Below are 17,721 nucleotides of genomic sequence, written 5' to 3' on the forward strand. Positions count from 1 at the left end.
CTTGCCGGCGATCGGGCTGCAGAGCAGCCCCAGCTTCTACTTGCCCACCCCGGCCAGCGGGCAATGCAACACCAATCTGGCCCCACCCAACTCGCTGTCTCCCACCTCCAGCCTGAACCCATGCAGGTCGACGATCGCCGCGACGATCGACAACCCCAGCCCGAACCCTGGGTGACGATGGCCTTCCTCGCTGCGATAGAACCGCTTCAACACGGCGGTGCGTTCTTCTTCGGGAATCCCCGGCCCGCTGTCTTCGATGGCAATGTGCACGCCCAGCTCGTCCTGGGTCGCGCGGATGGCCACCAGGCCCCCTTCAGGGGTGAACTTGATACCGTTGCCCACCAGATTGGCCAGTGCCTCGAACAGCAACTCGCGGTCACCGTGCAGGGCTGGCAATTGTTCCGGTTGCTGCAGCTGCAAGCGAATGCCGCCGTCCTCGGCCAGAGGCAGGTAGAAGTCATGCAGCTCCACCAGCAACTCATGCGGATCCAGCTCGACGAAGCCCGCACGGCGTTGGCGGTCTTCCAGCTCGCTGATGCGCAGCAGGCCACGAAAGCGTGCCATCAGGGTGTCGGTTTCGCCGATGGCCTGGTCCAGCGCCTCGGCTTGGGCTGAATCCGCATCGCTCTGCTGGCGGATGCGATACAGCTGGGCGCGCAGGCGGGTGAGGGGGGTGCGCAAGTCGTGGGCGATGTTGTCGCATACCCCTTTGACCTCATGCATCAGCCGCTCGATACGGTCGAGCATGGCATTGACGATGGCCGCCAGCATGTCCAGTTCGTCGCGCCGCGCCGACAGGGGCAGGCGATGGGTGAGATCGCCGGCGACGATCAACTCGGCCTGGGCCTGGATCGCGCGAATGCGCTTCAGTGGCCGGCGGCGCAGCAGGTACCAGCCGGCAAATCCAGGAATCAGCGTCAGGGAGATCCCCCACAGCAGCGCATGCAGGATGATCCGGGTGACCACGAACAGCGAACCGTTGTCGCGGAACAGCACCAGCCAGCGGCCATCCTGCACCTTGATCGCCACGGCGTCGCAGCTGTCGCGTGGCATGTGCGGGTCATCGGCGTCCAGGCAGCGCTTGAGTTCGTGCACCTTGCCGTCCAGGCCAAGACCCGTGGGTATGGCGCGGATGCGCCCGCCAACCGGGTTGAGCTGGGCATCGAACAGGCCATAGGCATCGAACGCCCGCTCCTCGAAGGCCTGGCTGGCGATCAGGGCGTCGTCCAGCTGCTTGCCGCTCATGTGGGCGAACAGGTGCTGGCGCTGCAGCATCGAGTGGCGGGTGAGTTTGTTCAGGTAGCTGGACACCTCGAAGTACAGCACCCCCATGAGGATGCTGCTCCAGGCCACGAAGAGGAAACTGTACAACGCCAGCAAACGGCTGGTCGAGGAGCTCCAGCCCTTAGACGGGTTCAGCAATGGCATAGCCCGAGCCCCGTACCGTACGGATCAGCGGCGACTGCCCGGGGGAATCGATCTTCTTGCGCAAACGGCCGATGTGCACGTCGATCAGGTTGGTGCCGGGGTCGAAGTGATAACCCCAGACCTCCTCGAAGATCATCATTCGGGTAATCACCTGGCCACTGTGGCGCATCAGGTACTCCAGCAGTTTGTATTCGGTGGGCAGCAGGTTGAGCGTCGCCTCGCCGCGGCGGGCCTCGTGGCTGATCAGGTCCAGTTGCAGGTCGGCGACCTGCAGGCGGGTCTGGGTCATGGGCACGCTGTTGCGCCGCAACAGCACTTCCACCCGGGCGGCCATCTCGTCGGAGGCGAACGGCTTGGTCAGGTAGTCATCACCGCCAGCGCGCAGGCCACGCACACGTTCGTCGACATCGGACAGGGCGCTGATCATCAGGATCGGCGTGGCGATCTTGAGGTTGCGCAGGGTGGTGACGATCGTCAGGCCATCGACCTCAGGCAGCATGCGGTCCAGGGTGATCAGGTCGTAACCGCCGGCGATGGCCTTGGACAGGCCTTCGCGGCCGTTATCGGCCCAATCCACTTCCAGACCGTGGCTGGTCAGTTCGGCGACGATTTCCTGGCCGGTGACGGCGTCGTCTTCGATGGTCAGTACGCGTGGCATGCTCGTTCCTGGGCGTCTAGAGGAGACTTGATTGTGCCAAAGAATAGCCAAACGGCGATTTAAGAAAAATTCATCTTCTGCAATGGCCTCATCGCCGGTCCATTCAGCCAAAAAAAAGGGCATGCCAACAACTGGCATGCCCCTTGGTTCAGCATGTTGTCAAGGCTCAGGCGACCTTGACGATCCAGCCGGCTGGCGCTTCGACGTCACCGCTCTGGATGCCGGTCAGCTCGTTGTAGAGCTTCTGGGTGACCGGGCCGACTTTTTCCAGGTCGTGGAACACGTGCAGCTTGCCGTTGTACTCGATGCCGCCAATCGGGGTAATCACCGCGGCGGTACCGCAGGCACCGGCTTCGATGAAGCGGTCGAGCTTGTTGATCTCGACATCGCCTTCGATCACGGTCAGGCCCAGGCGCGAGGACGCCAGTTCCATCAGCGACAGGCGGGTGATGCCGGGCAGTACCGAGGCCGATTTCGGGGTAACGAACTCGTTGTTGGCAGTGATGCCGAAGAAGTTGGCCGAACCGACTTCCTCGATCTTGGTGTGGGTCAGCGGGTCGAGGTAGATGGCGTCGGCGAAGTGCGCCTTCTTGGCTTCAGCGCCTGGCTGCAGGCTGGCCGCGTAGTTGCCGCCGACCTTGGCCGCGCCGGTGCCCTGCGGGGCTGCGCGGTCGAAGCTGGAAATCTGGAAGTTGTGCGGCTTCATGCCGCCTTTGAAGTACGAGCCAACCGGGATGGCGAATACCGAGAAGATGAACTCGGGGGCGGTACGCACGCCAATGTTGTCACCGGTACCGATCACGAACGGGCGCAGGTACAGGGCGCCTTTGCCGTGCGGCGGAATGAAGCGCTCGTTGGCCAGGACCACTTGCTTGCAGGCTTCGATGAACACATCGGTCGGCACGTGCGGCATCAGCAGGCGTGCGCAGCTGCGCTGCATGCGGGCGGCATTCTGGTCTGGGCGGAACAGGTTGATCGAGCCGTCCTTGCAACGGTAGGCCTTCAGGCCTTCGAAGCACTGCTGGCCGTAGTGCAGGGCAGTGGAGCCTTCACTGATATGCAGCACATTGTCTTCGGTCAGGGTGCCTTTGTCCCACTCACCATTGCGCCACACGGACAGGTAGCGCTTGTCGGTCTTGATGTAGTCGAAACCCAGCTTGTCCCAGTTAATGCTCTCGTTACTCATGACACCCTCGATTGTATTGCAGATGCCCGATCGCTCGGGCTGCTGTTATATGCGCACCACGCCACCATAATACATCCGTCGCGGATCGGGAACGGCCAGTCACGAATTGGCGGGGGGCCAGTAGGCGCATGTCGGCGGATTTTTAGTGTTCATGAGATCGAGCGCCGCCCGCGCGGCGCATCGCGAGCAAGCTCGCTCCTACATTCGTTGCAACGTGCCACGGTCTGCAAGGCCATGGTTGTCCGCTTTTTGGCGCCCACCGAGAAATCGCGTCGTACCGACAAGGCTGACAACCATGGCCTATCAGACATAGGCACGTTGCAACGAATGTAGGAGCGAGCTTGCTCGCGATGCGCCGCGCGGGCGGCGCGCGATCTCATAGGCGCTGCAATTCTATCGGCAGCCCTCAAGTCGCCTGTTCCAATCACCCGCGTGGCTGCGCGCACAGGCTTCTTCACTGTCGAAGCGCACGTGCCAGGCGGGATGATCCAGCTGCACGCCGGCCTCGTCGAGCGCCTGGGATGTCAGCATGAGCATCCACGCTTTCGCCTCCCCAGCCAGCGCTGCGGCCTTGTCGGCCTCGCGCTCGAAGACCCAGGTGATGCGCAGGCTGGCCGGGAACTGGTCAGGGTCCAGGCGATGGGTCAGCCAGGTGAAGCCTACGATTTGCGCCTTGGCCGTTTCGCAGGCGTCGGTCAGGCAGGTGACCAGTTCACGCTCGAGGCGCGCCAGTTCGCGCTTGCTCATGGGTTTCACTGGACGGCCTCGTCGTCGATCTGCTGGCAGAAGCGCAGCAGGTTGCCGAACGGGTCGTGGATCTGCATCTGCAGGCCCCAGTCGACAGGCTCAGCATGTGGGCGCGAATAGCCGTATTGCTTGTCTTGCAGCTCGCGCTCCAGGGCGCGTAGGTCTTCGGTCCGGGCAAACACGGTCGAGCCTGGGCAGGCATCACCGTGGTGTTCGCTCAAGTGCAGGATCAGCCCGTCACGGTGGATTTGCGCATAGAGCGGCAGGTCCGGGCTGAAGCGGTGCTCCCAGTCCAGGGTGAAGCCGAGGAAATCGAGATAGAACTCCTTGGCCTTGTCGACCGAAAAGATGCGCAGCACGGGGATGGCGGGTGCGAGGGACATGGCGGTTCCTTGGCCGGTGGTAAACCGCGACTGTAGCGCAGCACCCGAATGGGGCCAAGCGGCGCGCCCGCATTGTGCGCCTGGTCCTTTGTATGCCCCATGCCAGAGCCATCGTCCTGAAGATTTCATCTGCCTTCACCTGCGTAGTTGGCCCGCTACCTGCTATATCCCAGCCAGTGAATTTGATCGAGTGGTCAGGCCAATCACGCGTTCGCGCAGTGGCCTGATCCCTCCAGAGAGCCGAAAGGCCAGGAATCTCGGGGGCTGTAGGATGTCGCTCGCCGTACAGGTAGATAAATCTGAAAGGGATGCAGGGTGGAGCGCTCACCTGCAATTGCGCTTCATCGAGCGCGATGGCGTGACCCGCCTTGGTGCGCGTCGCCACTTCGGACCTCTTTTGGTGCAGCGCCCGTTCTATCCGGAAGGCGCGCCCTGCCACGTTTATGTGCTGCACCCACCCGGCGGCATCGTCGCCGGTGACCGGCTGGAGCTGGACATTCACCTGGAGCCCGGCAGCCATGCGCTGCTGACCATGCCCGGTGCCAGCAAGTTCTACCGCAGCATCGGCCCGACCGCGTACCTGACCCAGCGTTTTCACCTGCAAGCCGGCAGCACGCTGGAGTGGCTGCCCCAAGACAGCATCTTCTTCTGCGGCGCCCGCGCCAGCCTGGACAGCCGCTTCACCCTGGAACCCGGGGCCCGGCTGCTGGCCTGGGAAACCCTGTGCCTGGGCCGCCCGGTGATGAACGAGCGCTTCGACCAGGGCACGCTGGACAGCCGCCTGCGCATCGAACTGCCCGACGACCCCGGCCTGCACGAGCGCCTGCGCATCATCGGCGGGCAACTGGCCAAGCTGGGCGGGCACCCGTTGTCCGCCACCTTCTGTGCATCACCTGCGGACCCGACCGTACTGGAGCAGGCCAGGGCAGTGCTCGATGAGCTCGACACGCCCGCCGGCGCGACCTTGCTCGGCTCGCTGCTGGTGATCCGCCTGCTCGACCACGACAACCAACACCTGCAACGCACCCTGCAGCGCCTCTGGCACGTCCTGCGTCCGGCCGTTCTCGGCCTGCCCGCGTGCCCGCCGCGTATCTGGGCCACTTGAGAGAGCGCCATGGAGCTGACCCCGAGAGAGAAAGACAAACTGCTGCTGTTTACCGCCGCACTGTTGGCGGAACGGCGCTTGGCCCGTGGCCTGAAGCTCAACTACCCGGAGGCGGTGGCGCTGATCAGCGCCGCGGTGCTCGAAGGCGCCCGCGACGGCCGCACGGTGGCCGAGCTGATGAGCCTGGGCCGCGAAGTGATCGGCCGCGAGCAGGTCATGGCCGGCGTTGCCGAGATGCTTCACGACGTGCAGGTCGAGGCCACATTCCCCGATGGCACCAAGCTGGTGACCGTGCATGACCCCATCGTCTGACCTGGCCAGGAGCCCAGCATGATCCCAGGTGAAATTCAGGTCGCCGACGGCGACATCGAGCTCAACGCCGGCCGTGCAACGGTCAGTGTCAGCGTGGCCAACCATGGCGACCGGCCGGTGCAGGTCGGCTCGCATTACCACTTCTATGAGGTCAACGATGCGCTGGTGTTCGAGCGCACGCCGACCCGGGGTTTTCGTCTCGATATTCCGGCCGGTACCGCCGTGCGCTTCGAGCCGGGCCAGTCGCGCACCGTGCAGCTGGTGGCCTATGCCGGCAGACGTGAGGTCTACGGCTTCCAGGGCAAGGTGATGGGCGCGCTGGAGGGCAGGGCATGAGCCGGATTTCCCGCAGGGCCTACGCCGACATGTTCGGCCCAACGGTCGGCGACCGCGTGCGTCTGGCCGACACCGCGCTGTGGGTGGAAGTCGAGAAGGACTTCACCGTCTATGGCGAAGAGGTGAAGTTCGGCGGCGGCAAGGTCATCCGCGACGGCATGGGCCAAGGCCAGATGCTGGCCGCCCAGGCCATGGACCTGGTGCTGACCAACGCCCTGATCATCGACCACTGGGGCATCGTCAAGGCCGATATCGGCGTCAAGTACGGGCGCATTGCGGCCATCGGCAAGGCCGGCAACCCCGACGTGCAGCCGGGCGTGACCGTGCCAGTGGGTCCAGGCACCGAAGTGATTGCCGCCGAAGGCAAGATCGTGACCGCCGGCGGTATCGATTCGCACATCCACTTCATCTGCCCACAACAGGTAGAAGAAGCACTGACCAGCGGCGTGACCACCTTCATCGGCGGTGGCACCGGGCCGGCCACCGGTACCAACGCCACCACCTGCACCCCGGGGCCGTGGTACCTGGCGCGCATGCTGCAGGCCGCCGATTGCCTGCCGATCAACATCGGCCTGCTGGGCAAGGGCAATGCCTCGCGCCCTGAAGCGTTGCGCGAGCAGATCGCCGCTGGCGCGGTGGGCCTGAAGCTGCACGAGGACTGGGGGTCGACGCCGGCCGCCATCGACTGCTGCCTGGGGGTTGCCGAGGAGATGGACATCCAGGTGGCGATCCACACCGACACCCTCAACGAGTCCGGTTGCATCGAAGACACCCTGGCCGCCATCGGCGACCGCACCATCCATACCTTCCACACCGAAGGTGCCGGTGGCGGTCACGCGCCGGACATCATCCGCGCGGCGGGGCAGGCCAACGTGCTGCCGTCCTCGACCAACCCGACCCTGCCGTACACGATCAACACCGTCGACGAGCACCTCGACATGCTCATGGTCTGCCATCACCTGGACCCGAGCATTGCCGAGGACGTGGCCTTCGCCGAATCACGCATCCGCCGCGAAACCATCGCCGCCGAGGACATCCTGCACGACATGGGCGCCTTCGCCATGACCTCGTCCGACTCCCAGGCCATGGGCCGCGTCGGCGAGGTGGTGCTGCGCACCTGGCAGGTGGCGCACCAGATGAAGCTGCGCCGTGGGCCGCTGGCACCGGACACCGCTTACAGCGACAACTTCCGGGTCAAGCGCTACATCGCCAAGTACACCCTCAACCCGGCGCTGACCCACGGCATCGCCCATGAAGTCGGTTCGATCGAGGTGGGCAAGCTGGCCGACCTGGTGCTGTGGGCTCCGGCCTTCTTCGCGGTAAAGCCCGCCCTGGTGATCAAGGGCGGGATGATCGCCACCGCGCCCATGGGCGACATCAATGGCTCGATCCCGACCCCGCAGCCGGTGCACTACCGGCCCATGTTCGGCGCGCTCGGTGCGGCCCGCCATGCCACGCGCATGACGTTCCTGTCCCAGGCCGCCATGGACCGTGGCCTGGCCCGGGAGCTGGGGCTGCAGAGCCTGATCGGCGTGGCCCACGGTTGCCGACGGGTACGCAAGGCCGACATGGTCCACAACACCTTGCAACCGCTGATCGAAGTCGATTCGCAGACCTACCAGGTGCGCGCCGACGGCGAACTGCTGGTGTGCGAGCCGGCCCGCGAATTGCCGTTGGCCCAGCGTTATTTCCTGTTCTGAAGGAGCGAAGATGATTGTTCTGACCCGCCGCATCGGCGCAGCCGACACGGTCACCGGTACCCTGACCCTGGACGTCGACAGCCGTATAAAGAGCCGGCTGCGCGTGACCCTGGACGATGGCCGCGAGGCCGGCCTGATGCTCGAACGCGGCCACTTGCTGCGCGGCGGCGAGCTGCTTGCCGATGCTGCCGGCAGCCAGGTGGTGCGCGTGCTCGCCGCCCCCGAACGGGTGTCCACGGTGCGCTGCGACGACCCGCATCTGTTGGCCCGTGCGGCCTACCACCTGGGTAACCGCCATGTGCCGCTGCAGATCGAGCCTGGCTTGCTGCGCTACCAGCACGACCATGTGCTCGACGACATGCTGCGCGGCCTGGGCCTGGCGGTGGACACCGAGCAGGCACCGTTCGAGCCGGAAGCCGGTGCCTACCAGAGCGCGCCACACAGCCATAGCCACAGCCACGATCATCCGTTCGTGCGCCTGCCAGCCCATTCCTGACCTGCCCAATGGAGCAACCCATGAAAAAGACTTTCGCCCTTGTCCTGCTGCTGGTCGCACTGCCGGCCTTCGCCCATCCCGGCCACGACAGCAACCCGCTGCAGGATGGCCTGCTGCACCCGCTGACCGGTCTCGACCACCTGCTGATGCTGCTGGGTACCGGCGTGCTGGCCGCGCTGACCCGGCGCAACCTGAGCCTGCCACTGGCGACCCTGGCGGCGATGTTCGCCGGGGCCGTGTGCGGCCACCTGTTTGGGGATGTAGTGGGTATGGAAACGTTGATCGCCGTGTCCGTGCTGGTCGCCGCCGCCGCCGTGCTGTTGCCCAGCCGCCAGCTGCTATTGGCCTTGGCGATGCCGGTATTTGCCCTGTTCCATGGCTGGGCCCACGGCGTTGAAGCCACCCCCAGCGCGTTCTGGCAGTTCAGCGCCGGCTTCGTCACGGTCAGTGGCCTGCTGTTGGTGGTGGGCTTTGCCGTCGGCTGCCTGCTGCGCCGTCACAGCGGCCTGCAGAAGGCGTTCGGCGGCGGCATGCTGGCCGGTGCCGCGCTGGTGTTGGCCGGTTGATGAACACCGACCTGGCACTGCTGCGCCTGCTGCAGCTGGCCAGCCCCGGGTTGCCGGTGGGGGGGTTCACCTACTCGCAGGGCCTGGAGTGGGCCGTGGAAGCGGGCTGGGTGCGCGACGCCGCCGGTTTCAGCGCCTGGCAGCACGAACAGCTGCACGACACCCTGGCTTGTCTCGACTGGCCGGTCCTGGCGCGCCTGTACCACGCCTGCCAGGCCGATGACGCCGAAGCGTTCGGCCTCTGGAGCCGCTTTCTCTTGGCCAACCGCGAAACCGCCGAGCTGCGACTTGAAGAGCAGCAACGCGGCGCTGCGTTCGCTCGGCTGCTCGATGGCTGGCAGTTGGGCCAGGCCCCAGCCTGGCGTGCCAGTCTCGCACTCAGCCAGCTGGGCGGTATGGCCTGGCTGGCCGTGCACTGGTCGATCCCGCTGCGCCAGCTCGCCCTCGGCCATGCCTTCGCCTGGCTGGAAGGGGCGGTCATGGCCGGGGTCAAGCTGGTGCCGTTCGGCCAGCAGGCGGCGCAGACCCTGTTGCGTGACCTGGCGGCAGCCTTGCCGGCGTTACTCGACCAATCCCTGGCCCTTGAAGATGACCAGCTTGGCGGCGGCCTGCCGTTGCTGGCGATTGCCTCATCGCGTCACGAAACCCAATACACCCGTTTGTTCCGATCCTGAGGACTGCCTACATGCAAAGCTATCAGCAACCCCTGCGCGTCGGTGTCGGCGGCCCGGTCGGTTCTGGCAAGACCGCGCTGCTCGAATGCCTGTGCAAGGCCATGCGCGACCATTACCAGATCGCCGTGGTCACCAATGACATCTACACCAAGGAAGACCAGCGCATCCTGACCGAGGCTGGGGCGCTTGAACCCGAGCGTATCGTTGGCGTCGAGACCGGCGGCTGCCCGCACACGGCCATCCGCGAGGATGCCTCGATGAACCTGGCAGCCGTGGAAGGGCTGGCGCGCAAGTTCGGCAACCTGGAAGTGATCTTCGTGGAAAGCGGCGGTGACAACCTGAGCGCCACCTTCAGCCCGGAGCTGGCCGACCTGACCATTTATGTCATCGACGTGGCCGAGGGCGAGAAGATCCCGCGCAAGGGCGGCCCTGGCATCACCAAGTCCGACTTCCTGGTGATCAACAAGACCGACCTGGCACCCTATGTGGGGGCCTCGCTGGAGGTGATGGAGCGCGACACCCAGCGCATGCGCCCACAGCGCCCGTGGACCTTCAGCAACCTGAAGAAAGGCGAAGGCCTGCAGGCGGTGATCGACTTCATCGTCGAGCGCGGCATGCTCGGCGTGAGGGGCTGAGCCCTTCACTCATGGCAGCAGTGCGGCTTCCCGGCTTGCCCCTCGTAGCGATCGTGGTGCCGCACCCAGTCCATGGTCCCGGCCTCGTTGCGCCCCAGGGGGGCAATGTCGAGGAAGTTGTAGGTATTGACCAGGATGTCCAGCCCGCGGGCATAGGTGGAGTAGGTGTGATACACCGCCCCATCCTGCCCGCGGTAGAAGGCGCTCAACCCCGGTAGTTCGGCTTCGTTGTCGGTATAGGGTTCGTAGTTGTAGTGCCGTTCGCCTTCAGTGCCGACACTGACCCCGAAGTCTTCATTGAAGCCGCTGCCCTGCGACGAATACCACGGGAAGCGCCAGCCCATGCGCTGGCGAAACGCCTGGAACTCCGCATAGGGTGCGCGCGACACGGCGACCAGCGACACATCGTGATGGGCCAGGTGCAGGTTGGCGCCGTCGAAGTGGTCGGCGAGGAACGAACAGCCGGGGCAGCCTTCGCTCCAGCCTTCGACGAACATGAAGTGGTAGAGCAGCAACTGGCTGCGCCCGGCGAACAGGTCGGCGAGGCTCAGTTCGCCGTCCGGGCCCTGGAAGCGATAGGGTTGTTCGACCTTGACCCAGGGCAGGGCAAGGCGGGCCGCGGCCAGTTCGTCGCGCTGGTGGGTGAGGGCTTTTTCGTGCAGCCACAGTTGGCGGCGGGCGGCCAGCCATTGGCTGCGTGAGACGACCTGGTGACCCTTTTCTGAATGGCTCATGGCGGTGACTCCGCGCTGGGGGATTCATGAGTGGTCGAGTGGGTAAAGGGCGTTTCGACAGGCAGAAGAGCAGGGCGACGAATGGCAGGTTTGCCACAAACTCCAGGGCCAGTGAAGAACTTGTGGGAGCCGGCTTGCCGGCGATAGGGCCCGAACAGGCCGACGTTTGTCTGTCAGGGCCTCATCGCCGGCAAGCCGGCTCCCACAGGGATCGCGCAGCTCCCTTCTACATGGATTCGATCAGCGCCCACAGTCGCGGATCATCGAAATCATCCACCACCAACTTTGCCCCGGCAGCCAGCAACCGCTCGGTCGTCTGCGTAGTCGCAATCCCCACGGTAAAGATCCCCGCAGCACTGGCCGCCTTCACCCCCGGCAACGAATCCTCGAACGCCAGCGCCTGTCCGGCGACCGCCTGCAGACGCTCCAGCCCGGTCAGGTAGGGCAAGGGATCAGGCTTGGCCCGTGCCAGCTCCTCGGCCACCAGCACATGTGCAAAGCGCTCGCCCAGGCCCATGGCCGTCAGCATGTGCTCGGCGTTGAGCCGGGGCGCATTGGTCACCACGCACATGCCAATCCGGCACCCTTGGGCATGCTCCAGCAAGCGCAACAGGCCCGGCATGGGGTCGAGTGCCGGGGCCAGCGCACGAAACAGTGCTTCTTTTCGCTCGGCCAATGCCTGGCATTCAAGGGGGCTGGCCTGCGGAAACAATTCGGCGAACAACTCGCCATTGGCCCGGCCACTGACCTGGGCATCGAACTGAGCCTGGGTCAGCTCACGCCCGTCGTACTCGCGCAGCAACTGGCGAAACGCCTGCAAATGCAGGGTGTCGGTGTCGGTCAGGGTTCCGTCGAGGTCGAACAGCAGGGCAGTCAGCATCAGGTATCCAGTTAGTTAAAAACACAAGCACGGGGATGATAACGAAAGCCGACGACGAAGGGGGCTGTTCAGTGTGCGTCGAAAAGAGTACAAATGTACTCCATGGACAATCTCACCCCAAAACGCCGGGCAATCCTCGCGTTCATCCGCGAGCGCATTGCCGACCATGGCCAGCCACCGAGCCTGGCCGACATCGCCAGCCGCTTCGGCTTCGCTTCGCGCAGCGTGGCGCGCAAGCACATCACGGCCCTGTGCCAGGCCGGCTACATCGACGTCACGCCGAACCAGGCGCGCGGTATCCGCCTGGCCGAACCTTTGCGTCGCCCGGAAATTCTCGAAGTGCCCGTGCTCGGCCAGGTAGCGGCAGGCGCCCCTATCGGGCCGGACCTGGGCATCCACGAACAGTTGCTGCTCGACCCGAGCCTGTTCCGCCGCACCCCGGACTACCTGCTCAAGGTGCGCGGCGACTCGATGGTCGATGACGGCATCTTCGACGGCGACCTGGTAGGCATTCGCCAGCAGGGTGACGCCCGTGACGGTCAGATCGTGGTCGCCCGCCTGGACGGCGAAGTCACCATCAAGCGCCTGCAGCGCCAACCCGGTGGCTATCGGTTATTGCCGCGCAACCCGGCCTATGCACCGATCGATGTCGGGCCTGAGCGCGAATTCTTCATCGAAGGCGTGTTCTGTGGCCTGTTGAGGCGCGACTGATGGGCGCGGTGGTCGATCTCGATCGGCTGCTGGATCAGCGCCAGGTCTGGCGCGGGCGGCAGACCCAGGTACGCCCGAGCGGCCTGCAGCCCACTGGCCATGCCGAGCTCGACGGGCGCCTGCCCGAAGGCGGTTGGCCGGCCTCGGCGCTCAGCGAGTTGCTGTTGGCCAGCCCAGGCTGCGGAGAGCTGCAATTGCTCTGGCCCTCGTTGGCACGGCTGACGGGTGAGGGCGCGCGGGTGGTACTGGTGGCACCGCCGTTCATACCCTACGCGCCGGCCTGGCAAGCGGCGGGTGTCGACTTGCGCTGGCTGGTTCAGGTCGATGCCGAGCCGCAGGACGCACTCTGGGCCGCCGAGCAGTGCCTGCGCTCTGGCAGTTGCGCCGCCGTGTTGTGCTGGCCCCAGCGGGCCGACGACCGTGCCCTGCGGCGCCTGCAAGTGGCCGCCGAAACGGGCCAGGCACTGGCCATTGCCTGCCGCCCCCAATCGGCGGCGCACAACCCTTCGCCGGCTGCGCTGCGCATAGCCATCGACACCCTTCCGGCCCAGTGGCGCGTGCTCAAGTGCCGCGGTGGCCTGCCGCCGACTGCGCCGATCGGGCGGGGCTGATGCACCATGCTCTGGGCCTGCATTCTCTTGCCGCAATTGGCGCTGGACTCGATCCTGCGCGAACGTGACGACGCCGATTCGCCCCTGGTCTTGATCGGCGGGCCGAGCCAGCGTCGCGTGCTGCAGGCGGTCAACCCGGCCGCAGCGGCACTGGGCTTGTGTGCCGGGCAGAGCCTGACTGCCGCCCGAGCCATGGCTGACGGCTTCCATTGTGTCGAGGCCGACGCCGCACGTATCGAGCAGTTGCAGCAGTTGCTGGCCGCCTGGGCCTACCGCTTCAGTGCCCAGGTGAGCCTGCATTACCCGCGGGCACTGTTGCTGGAGGTGGGCTCCAGCTTGCAGCTGTTCGGCCCCTGGCCGCTGTTCGAGGCGCGGCTGCGCGAGGAACTGTCAGCGCTGGGGCTGCGCCAGCGTATCGTGCTGGCGACCAACCCGGTGGCGGCGCGCATGCTTGCCAACGGCCATGACGGCCTGGCACTGACCTGTCCCGAAGACACCCGTGCCGCGCTGGCACGCATGCCCATCGCGCGCGTGGGGCTGCCCCCGGAGGCGGCCGAAGCGTTTGCCCGCATGGGCCTGCACCAGCTGGGTCAGGTGCTGGCCTTGCCGCGTGACGCTTTGGCCAAACGTTTTACGGCACAGGTGCAACTACACCTGGACCAATTGCTCGGCCTGCGTACGTTGGGGCTGGGTTTCTATCAGCCACCCGACCGTTTCGAAACGCGGCTGGAACTCAATTTCGACGTCGAGTCGCACCAGGCCCTGTTGTTCCCGCTGCGGCGCATGCTCAACGACCTGGCCGCCTTTCTCGCCGGGCGTGATTGCGGTGTGCAGCGTTTCTGCCTGTACCTGGAGCACGCCGAGGGGCCCGACACCCAGCTGCAGGTCGGCCTGCTGGCCGCCGAGCGCGATGCGGCGATGCTGTTCGAGCTGGCGCGCGGTCGCCTGGAGCCGCTGCGCATTCCGGCCCCGGTGCGCAACTTGCGCCTGGTGGCCACGGACCTGCCGCCGTTCGTGCCCCAGCATCAGGCGCTGTTCGACCCCCGCGCGCAACAGGCGCAACCCTGGGAGCAATTGCGCGAACGCCTGCGCGCCCGTTTGGGCGATGAAGCGGTAAAGGGCCTGCGCGCCGAAGCCGACCACCGTCCTGAATGCGCCTGGCAAGGGGCCGAGCAAGGGGCGCTCGGCAGCCTGGCAGTCCCGCCCGGCAGCCGCCCTGGCTGGTTGTTGCCGCAACCCCAGGCACTGGACGCCCAAGGCCACACCGTGCTGAGCCAGGCCGAGCGAATCGAGTCGGGCTGGTGGGATGGAGGCGATGTGCGCCGTGATTATTACCGCATCGAAACCCGCGAAGGGCTGCGCGGCTGGGCGTATCGCGACCTGGCGCAACCCGGCCCGTTGTGGTTGCAAGGCTGGTTCGCATGAGTACAGCGGATTACGCCGAACTGCATTGCCTGTCCAATTTCAGCTTCCAGCGCGGCGCCTCCAGTGCCGAAGAGTTGTTCCGTCGCGCCCGTGAACAGGGTTACCAGGCCCTGGCCATCACCGACGAGTGCACCCTGGCCGGCATCGTCCGCGCCTGGCAGGCTGCCAAGGCGCAGCAGGTACGCTTGATCGTCGGTAGCGAAGTACGCCTGCAGGATGGCCCGAAACTGGTGCTGCTGGTGGAAAACCTCACCGGCTATCAAAACCTGTGCGCCTTGATCACCCGTGCCAGGCGGCGGGCGGAGAAGGGCGATTACCAGTTGTTCCGTGATGACTTGCACCAGCACCATGCCGGGCTGCTGGCGCTATGGATCGCCGATGACTCGAGCGATCGGGCATCGGGCGAGTGGCTGCAGGCGTTGTTCGCCGATCGTTTGTGGTTGGGCGTGCACCTGCATCGGCGCAGTGATGATGAAACCCGCCTGGCCCGTTTGCGCGACCTGGCGGTGCAACTGGGCATCCGTGCCGTGGCTTGTGGTGACGTGCACATGCATGTGCGCGGTCGGCGTGCCCTGCAAGATTGCATGACTGCCATCCGCCAGCACTGCAGCGTGGCCGAGGCCGGGCGTTACCTGTACGCCAATGGCGAGCGCCACCTGCGTACCCTGGCGCAAGTGGCCGAGCTGTACCCGGCCGATCTGATCGCCGAAACCCTGTGCATCGCCGCGCGTTGTCGCTTCGACCTGGGCGAGTTGCAGTACCAGTACCCGCGCGAGCAGGTACCGCAGGACCACACCCCCGCCAGCTGGTTGCGCGAACTGTGCGAGCGTGGCTTGCCCCTGCGCTGGCCGTCAGGGCCTGGCGAGAAGGTCCGCGCGGTGCTGGCCAAGGAGCTCTCGCTGATCGAGGAACTGGGCTACGAAAGCTATTTCCTCACTGTGCACGACATCGTCGCCTTTGCCCGCAGCCAGCATATTCTCTGCCAAGGGCGTGGTTCGGCGGCCAACTCGGTGGTGTGTTTCGTGCTGGGCATCACCGAACTGGACCCCATGGAGCACCGCCTGCTGTTCGAACGCTTCCTGTCCCGCGAACGTAACGAACCTCCCGACATCGACGTGGATTTCGAACACGATCGGCGCGAAGAAGTGATCCAGTATGTGTTCCGCCGCTATGGCCGGCACCGTGCCGCGCTCACGGCGGTAGTCAATACCTATCACGCTGCCGGTGCCGTGCGTGATGTCGCCCGAGCGCTGGGCCTGCCCGCCGATCAGGTGGATGCCCTGGCCAAGTGTTGTGGCCGCTGGAGCGACCGCATCCCCGATGAGCAGCGCCTGGCCGAGGCGGGCTTCGAGCCTGCCAGCCCGTCCTTGCAGCGTATCCTGCTACTGGCCGAGCAGCTGATCGGCTTCCCGCGTCACCTGTCCCAGCACCCCGGCGGCTTCGTCATTTCCGAGCAGCCACTGGATCGCCTGGTGCCGGTGGAAAACGCGGCCATGGCAGAGCGCACGGTGATCCAGTGGGACAAGGACGACCTGGACATGGTCGGCCTGCTCAAGGTCGACGTGCTCGCGCTGGGCATGCTCAGCGCCTTGCGCCGCTGTTTCGACCTGCTGCAACACCACCGTGGCAGGCAGTTGACCTTGGCGACCATCCCCGCTGAAGACCCGGCCACCTATGCCATGATCAGCCGCGCCGAAACCATGGGCGTGTTCCAGATCGAATCGCGGGCGCAGATGGCCATGCTGCCCCGGCTCAAGCCCAACACCTTCTACGACCTGGTGATCGAGGTGGCCATCGTGCGCCCTGGGCCGATTCAAGGGGACATGGTGCATCCCTACCTGCGCAGGCGCTTGAAGCAGGAGCCGGTCACCTACCCATCGCTCAAGCTCAAGGAAGTGTTCGAGCGCACCCTGGGCGTGCCGTTGTTCCAGGAACAGGTCATGGAGCTGGCCATGGTCGCCGCCGACTACAGCCCCGGCGAGGCCGACCAGCTGCGCCGTAGCATGGCGGCCTGGAAACGCCACGGTGGCCTGGAGCCGCACCGCGAGCGGCTGATCCAGGGCATGCTGCGCAACGGCTACGACCTGGCGTTCGCCGAACGCATCTTCGAGCAGATCAAAGGCTTTGGCAGCTACGGTTTCCCCGAGTCGCACGCGGCCAGTTTCGCCCTGCTGTGTTATGCCAGCAGCTGGCTCAAGTGCCACGAACCGGCGATCTTCACCTGTGCCCTGGTCAACAGCTGGCCGATGGGGTTCTACAGCCCTGACCAGTTGTTGCAGGAGGCACGTCGGCAGGGGATCGAGGTACGGCCGGTGGATGTGTTCCACAGTGAGTGGGATTGCACACTGGAACCTGTCGGCCAGGGGGCCCTGGCCATTCGAATGGGGTTGCGACAGATCCGCGGCTTCGCCGAGGCCGATGCCCGGCGGTTGGAGCAGGCGAGGGCGCAGCGGTCATGGCGTGATGTCGAGGACCTGTGCCTGCGCGCCGGCCTCGACAGCCGTGCCCGTGCGCGGCTGGCCGATGCGGGTGCGCTGCGTGCCTTGGCCCGCGACCGCCATCAGGCACGCTGGCAGGTGGCTGCCGTGCAACCGCAGTTACCGTTGTTCGCCGACCTTGAGGCGGCGCCTGAGGTTGCGGTGGCCTTGCCGGCGCCCACCGTGGGCGAGGACCTGGTGGCCGATTACGACACGCTGGGCACGACCCTGGGCCCTCATCCGCTGCGTTTGTTGCGCCCGCGATTGCGCGCGTTGGGCTGTCGCAGTTCGGGCGAACTGGCAGGCGTCGAGCATGGCGATGCGATTGCCGTGGCCGGCCTGGTGGTCGGGCGGCAGCGCCCGCAGACGGCCAGTGGCGTGACCTTCGTGACGCTGGAGGACGAGTTCGGGATGGTCAATGTGGTGGTCTGGCGTGAACTGGCCGAGCGGCAGCGGCGGGCGCTGGTGGGGTCGCAACTGCTCAAGGTGAGTGGGCGGCTGGAGCAGGAGAATGGGGTGCGGCACCTGATTGCGCGGCGGCTCGAAGATATCAGCGTGTTGCTACAGGGGTTAGACGTGCGGAGTCGGGATTTTCATTGATTGCACTGGCCACATCGCCGGCAAGCCGGCTCCCACAGGGAACGTCACAGGCCTCAA

19 protein-coding genes are annotated in these 17,721 nt (G+C 65.7%); 12 read left to right on the top strand and 7 right to left on the bottom strand.

The features are described 5' to 3' along the window. Positions 1–36: 36 nt before the first annotated feature. The 5 genes from PMI38_RS10785 to PMI38_RS10805 form a co-directional block, all read right to left on the bottom strand. On the bottom strand, positions 37–1,428 hold the full coding sequence (locus PMI38_RS10785; protein WP_008093739.1) for a sensor histidine kinase: 1,392 nt from the start codon (positions 1,426–1,428) through the stop codon (positions 37–39). Then, positions 1,406–2,086: a response regulator transcription factor gene (locus PMI38_RS10790; protein ID WP_008093740.1), complete on the bottom strand. Its 681-nt coding sequence runs from the start codon at positions 2,084–2,086 to the stop codon at positions 1,406–1,408. Before PMI38_RS10790 ends, PMI38_RS10785 begins: the two co-directional genes overlap by 23 nt. Before the next feature lie 166 nt (positions 2,087–2,252). Next, complete coding sequence (locus tag PMI38_RS10795; protein WP_008093741.1) at positions 2,253–3,272, bottom strand: branched-chain amino acid aminotransferase; 1,020 nt, start codon at positions 3,270–3,272, stop codon at positions 2,253–2,255. A 393-nt stretch (positions 3,273–3,665) separates the two neighbouring features. Then, complete coding sequence (locus PMI38_RS10800; RefSeq protein ID WP_008093742.1) at positions 3,666–4,028, bottom strand: hypothetical protein; 363 nt, start codon at positions 4,026–4,028, stop codon at positions 3,666–3,668. Further along, entirely contained in the window at positions 4,025–4,402 is a 378-nt protein-coding gene (locus PMI38_RS10805; protein ID WP_008093743.1) for a glyoxalase superfamily protein, read from the bottom strand. Before PMI38_RS10805 ends, PMI38_RS10800 begins: the two co-directional genes overlap by 4 nt. Before the next feature lie 271 nt (positions 4,403–4,673). Here PMI38_RS10805 and PMI38_RS10810 point away from each other — a divergent pair, with 271 nt between their 5' ends. From PMI38_RS10810 to ureG, 8 genes are read left to right on the top strand one after another with little or no spacing between them, the layout of a single operon-like run. Next, a complete protein-coding gene (locus PMI38_RS10810; RefSeq protein WP_043273405.1) occupies positions 4,674–5,507 on the top strand; it encodes an urease accessory protein UreD in 834 nt (277 codons plus the stop codon). Positions 5,508–5,516: 9 nt separating this feature from the next. After that, a complete protein-coding gene (locus PMI38_RS10815) occupies positions 5,517–5,819 on the top strand; it encodes an urease subunit gamma (RefSeq protein ID WP_008093745.1) in 303 nt (100 codons plus the stop codon). An 18-nt stretch (positions 5,820–5,837) separates the two neighbouring features. After that, on the top strand, positions 5,838–6,155 hold the full coding sequence (locus PMI38_RS10820; protein WP_008093746.1) for an urease subunit beta: 318 nt from the start codon (positions 5,838–5,840) through the stop codon (positions 6,153–6,155). Further along, a complete protein-coding gene (gene ureC / locus PMI38_RS10825; RefSeq protein ID WP_008093747.1) occupies positions 6,152–7,855 on the top strand; it encodes an urease subunit alpha in 1,704 nt (567 codons plus the stop codon). Before PMI38_RS10820 ends, ureC begins: the two co-directional genes overlap by 4 nt. 10 nt (positions 7,856–7,865) lie before the next feature. Then, complete coding sequence (gene ureE, locus PMI38_RS10830) at positions 7,866–8,351, top strand: urease accessory protein UreE (protein WP_008093748.1); 486 nt, start codon at positions 7,866–7,868, stop codon at positions 8,349–8,351. Positions 8,352–8,371: 20 nt separating this feature from the next. Beyond that, positions 8,372–8,917, top strand: coding sequence for a HupE/UreJ family protein (locus tag PMI38_RS10835; RefSeq protein WP_008093749.1), 546 nt, complete (start codon positions 8,372–8,374; stop codon positions 8,915–8,917). Next, positions 8,917–9,591: an urease accessory protein UreF gene (locus PMI38_RS10840; protein WP_008093750.1), complete on the top strand. Its 675-nt coding sequence runs from the start codon at positions 8,917–8,919 to the stop codon at positions 9,589–9,591. The genes PMI38_RS10835 and PMI38_RS10840 overlap by 1 nt, the downstream gene beginning before the upstream one ends. An 11-nt stretch (positions 9,592–9,602) precedes the next feature. Beyond that, positions 9,603–10,226: an urease accessory protein UreG gene (gene ureG / locus PMI38_RS10845; protein ID WP_008093751.1), complete on the top strand. Its 624-nt coding sequence runs from the start codon at positions 9,603–9,605 to the stop codon at positions 10,224–10,226. Positions 10,227–10,231: 5 nt separating this feature from the next. On the opposite strand, the gene PMI38_RS10850 is transcribed toward ureG, so the two are convergent. Beyond that, entirely contained in the window at positions 10,232–10,960 is a 729-nt protein-coding gene (locus tag PMI38_RS10850; RefSeq protein WP_008093752.1) for a DUF899 domain-containing protein, read from the bottom strand. A 226-nt stretch (positions 10,961–11,186) separates the two neighbouring features. Continuing rightward, positions 11,187–11,840 carry an HAD family hydrolase gene (locus PMI38_RS10855; RefSeq protein WP_008093753.1) on the bottom strand — a complete coding sequence of 218 codons (654 nt, stop codon included), beginning with the start codon at positions 11,838–11,840 and terminating at the stop codon, positions 11,187–11,189. A gap of 93 nt (positions 11,841–11,933) precedes the next feature. Between PMI38_RS10855 and lexA the strand changes: the two genes are divergently transcribed. The 4 genes from lexA to PMI38_RS10875 are packed head-to-tail and all read left to right on the top strand — an operon-like array spanning position 11,934 to position 17,664. After that, on the top strand, positions 11,934–12,551 hold the full coding sequence (gene lexA / locus PMI38_RS10860; RefSeq protein WP_008093754.1) for a transcriptional repressor LexA: 618 nt from the start codon (positions 11,934–11,936) through the stop codon (positions 12,549–12,551). Then, the gene (gene imuA / locus PMI38_RS10865) at positions 12,551–13,162 is read left to right on the top strand and encodes a translesion DNA synthesis-associated protein ImuA (RefSeq protein WP_008093755.1); all 612 of its coding nucleotides are present in this window, start codon (positions 12,551–12,553) and stop codon (positions 13,160–13,162) included. Before lexA ends, imuA begins: the two co-directional genes overlap by 1 nt. A gap of 6 nt (positions 13,163–13,168) precedes the next feature. Beyond that, the gene (locus PMI38_RS10870; RefSeq protein WP_008093756.1) at positions 13,169–14,587 is read left to right on the top strand and encodes a Y-family DNA polymerase; all 1,419 of its coding nucleotides are present in this window, start codon (positions 13,169–13,171) and stop codon (positions 14,585–14,587) included. After that, the gene (locus PMI38_RS10875) at positions 14,584–17,664 is read left to right on the top strand and encodes an error-prone DNA polymerase (protein WP_008093757.1); all 3,081 of its coding nucleotides are present in this window, start codon (positions 14,584–14,586) and stop codon (positions 17,662–17,664) included. The genes PMI38_RS10870 and PMI38_RS10875 overlap by 4 nt, the downstream gene beginning before the upstream one ends. Positions 17,665–17,721: the final 57 nt, after the last annotated feature.

The organism is Pseudomonas sp. GM84 (assembly GCF_000282535.1).
GTDB lineage: Bacteria > Pseudomonadota > Gammaproteobacteria > Pseudomonadales > Pseudomonadaceae > Aquipseudomonas.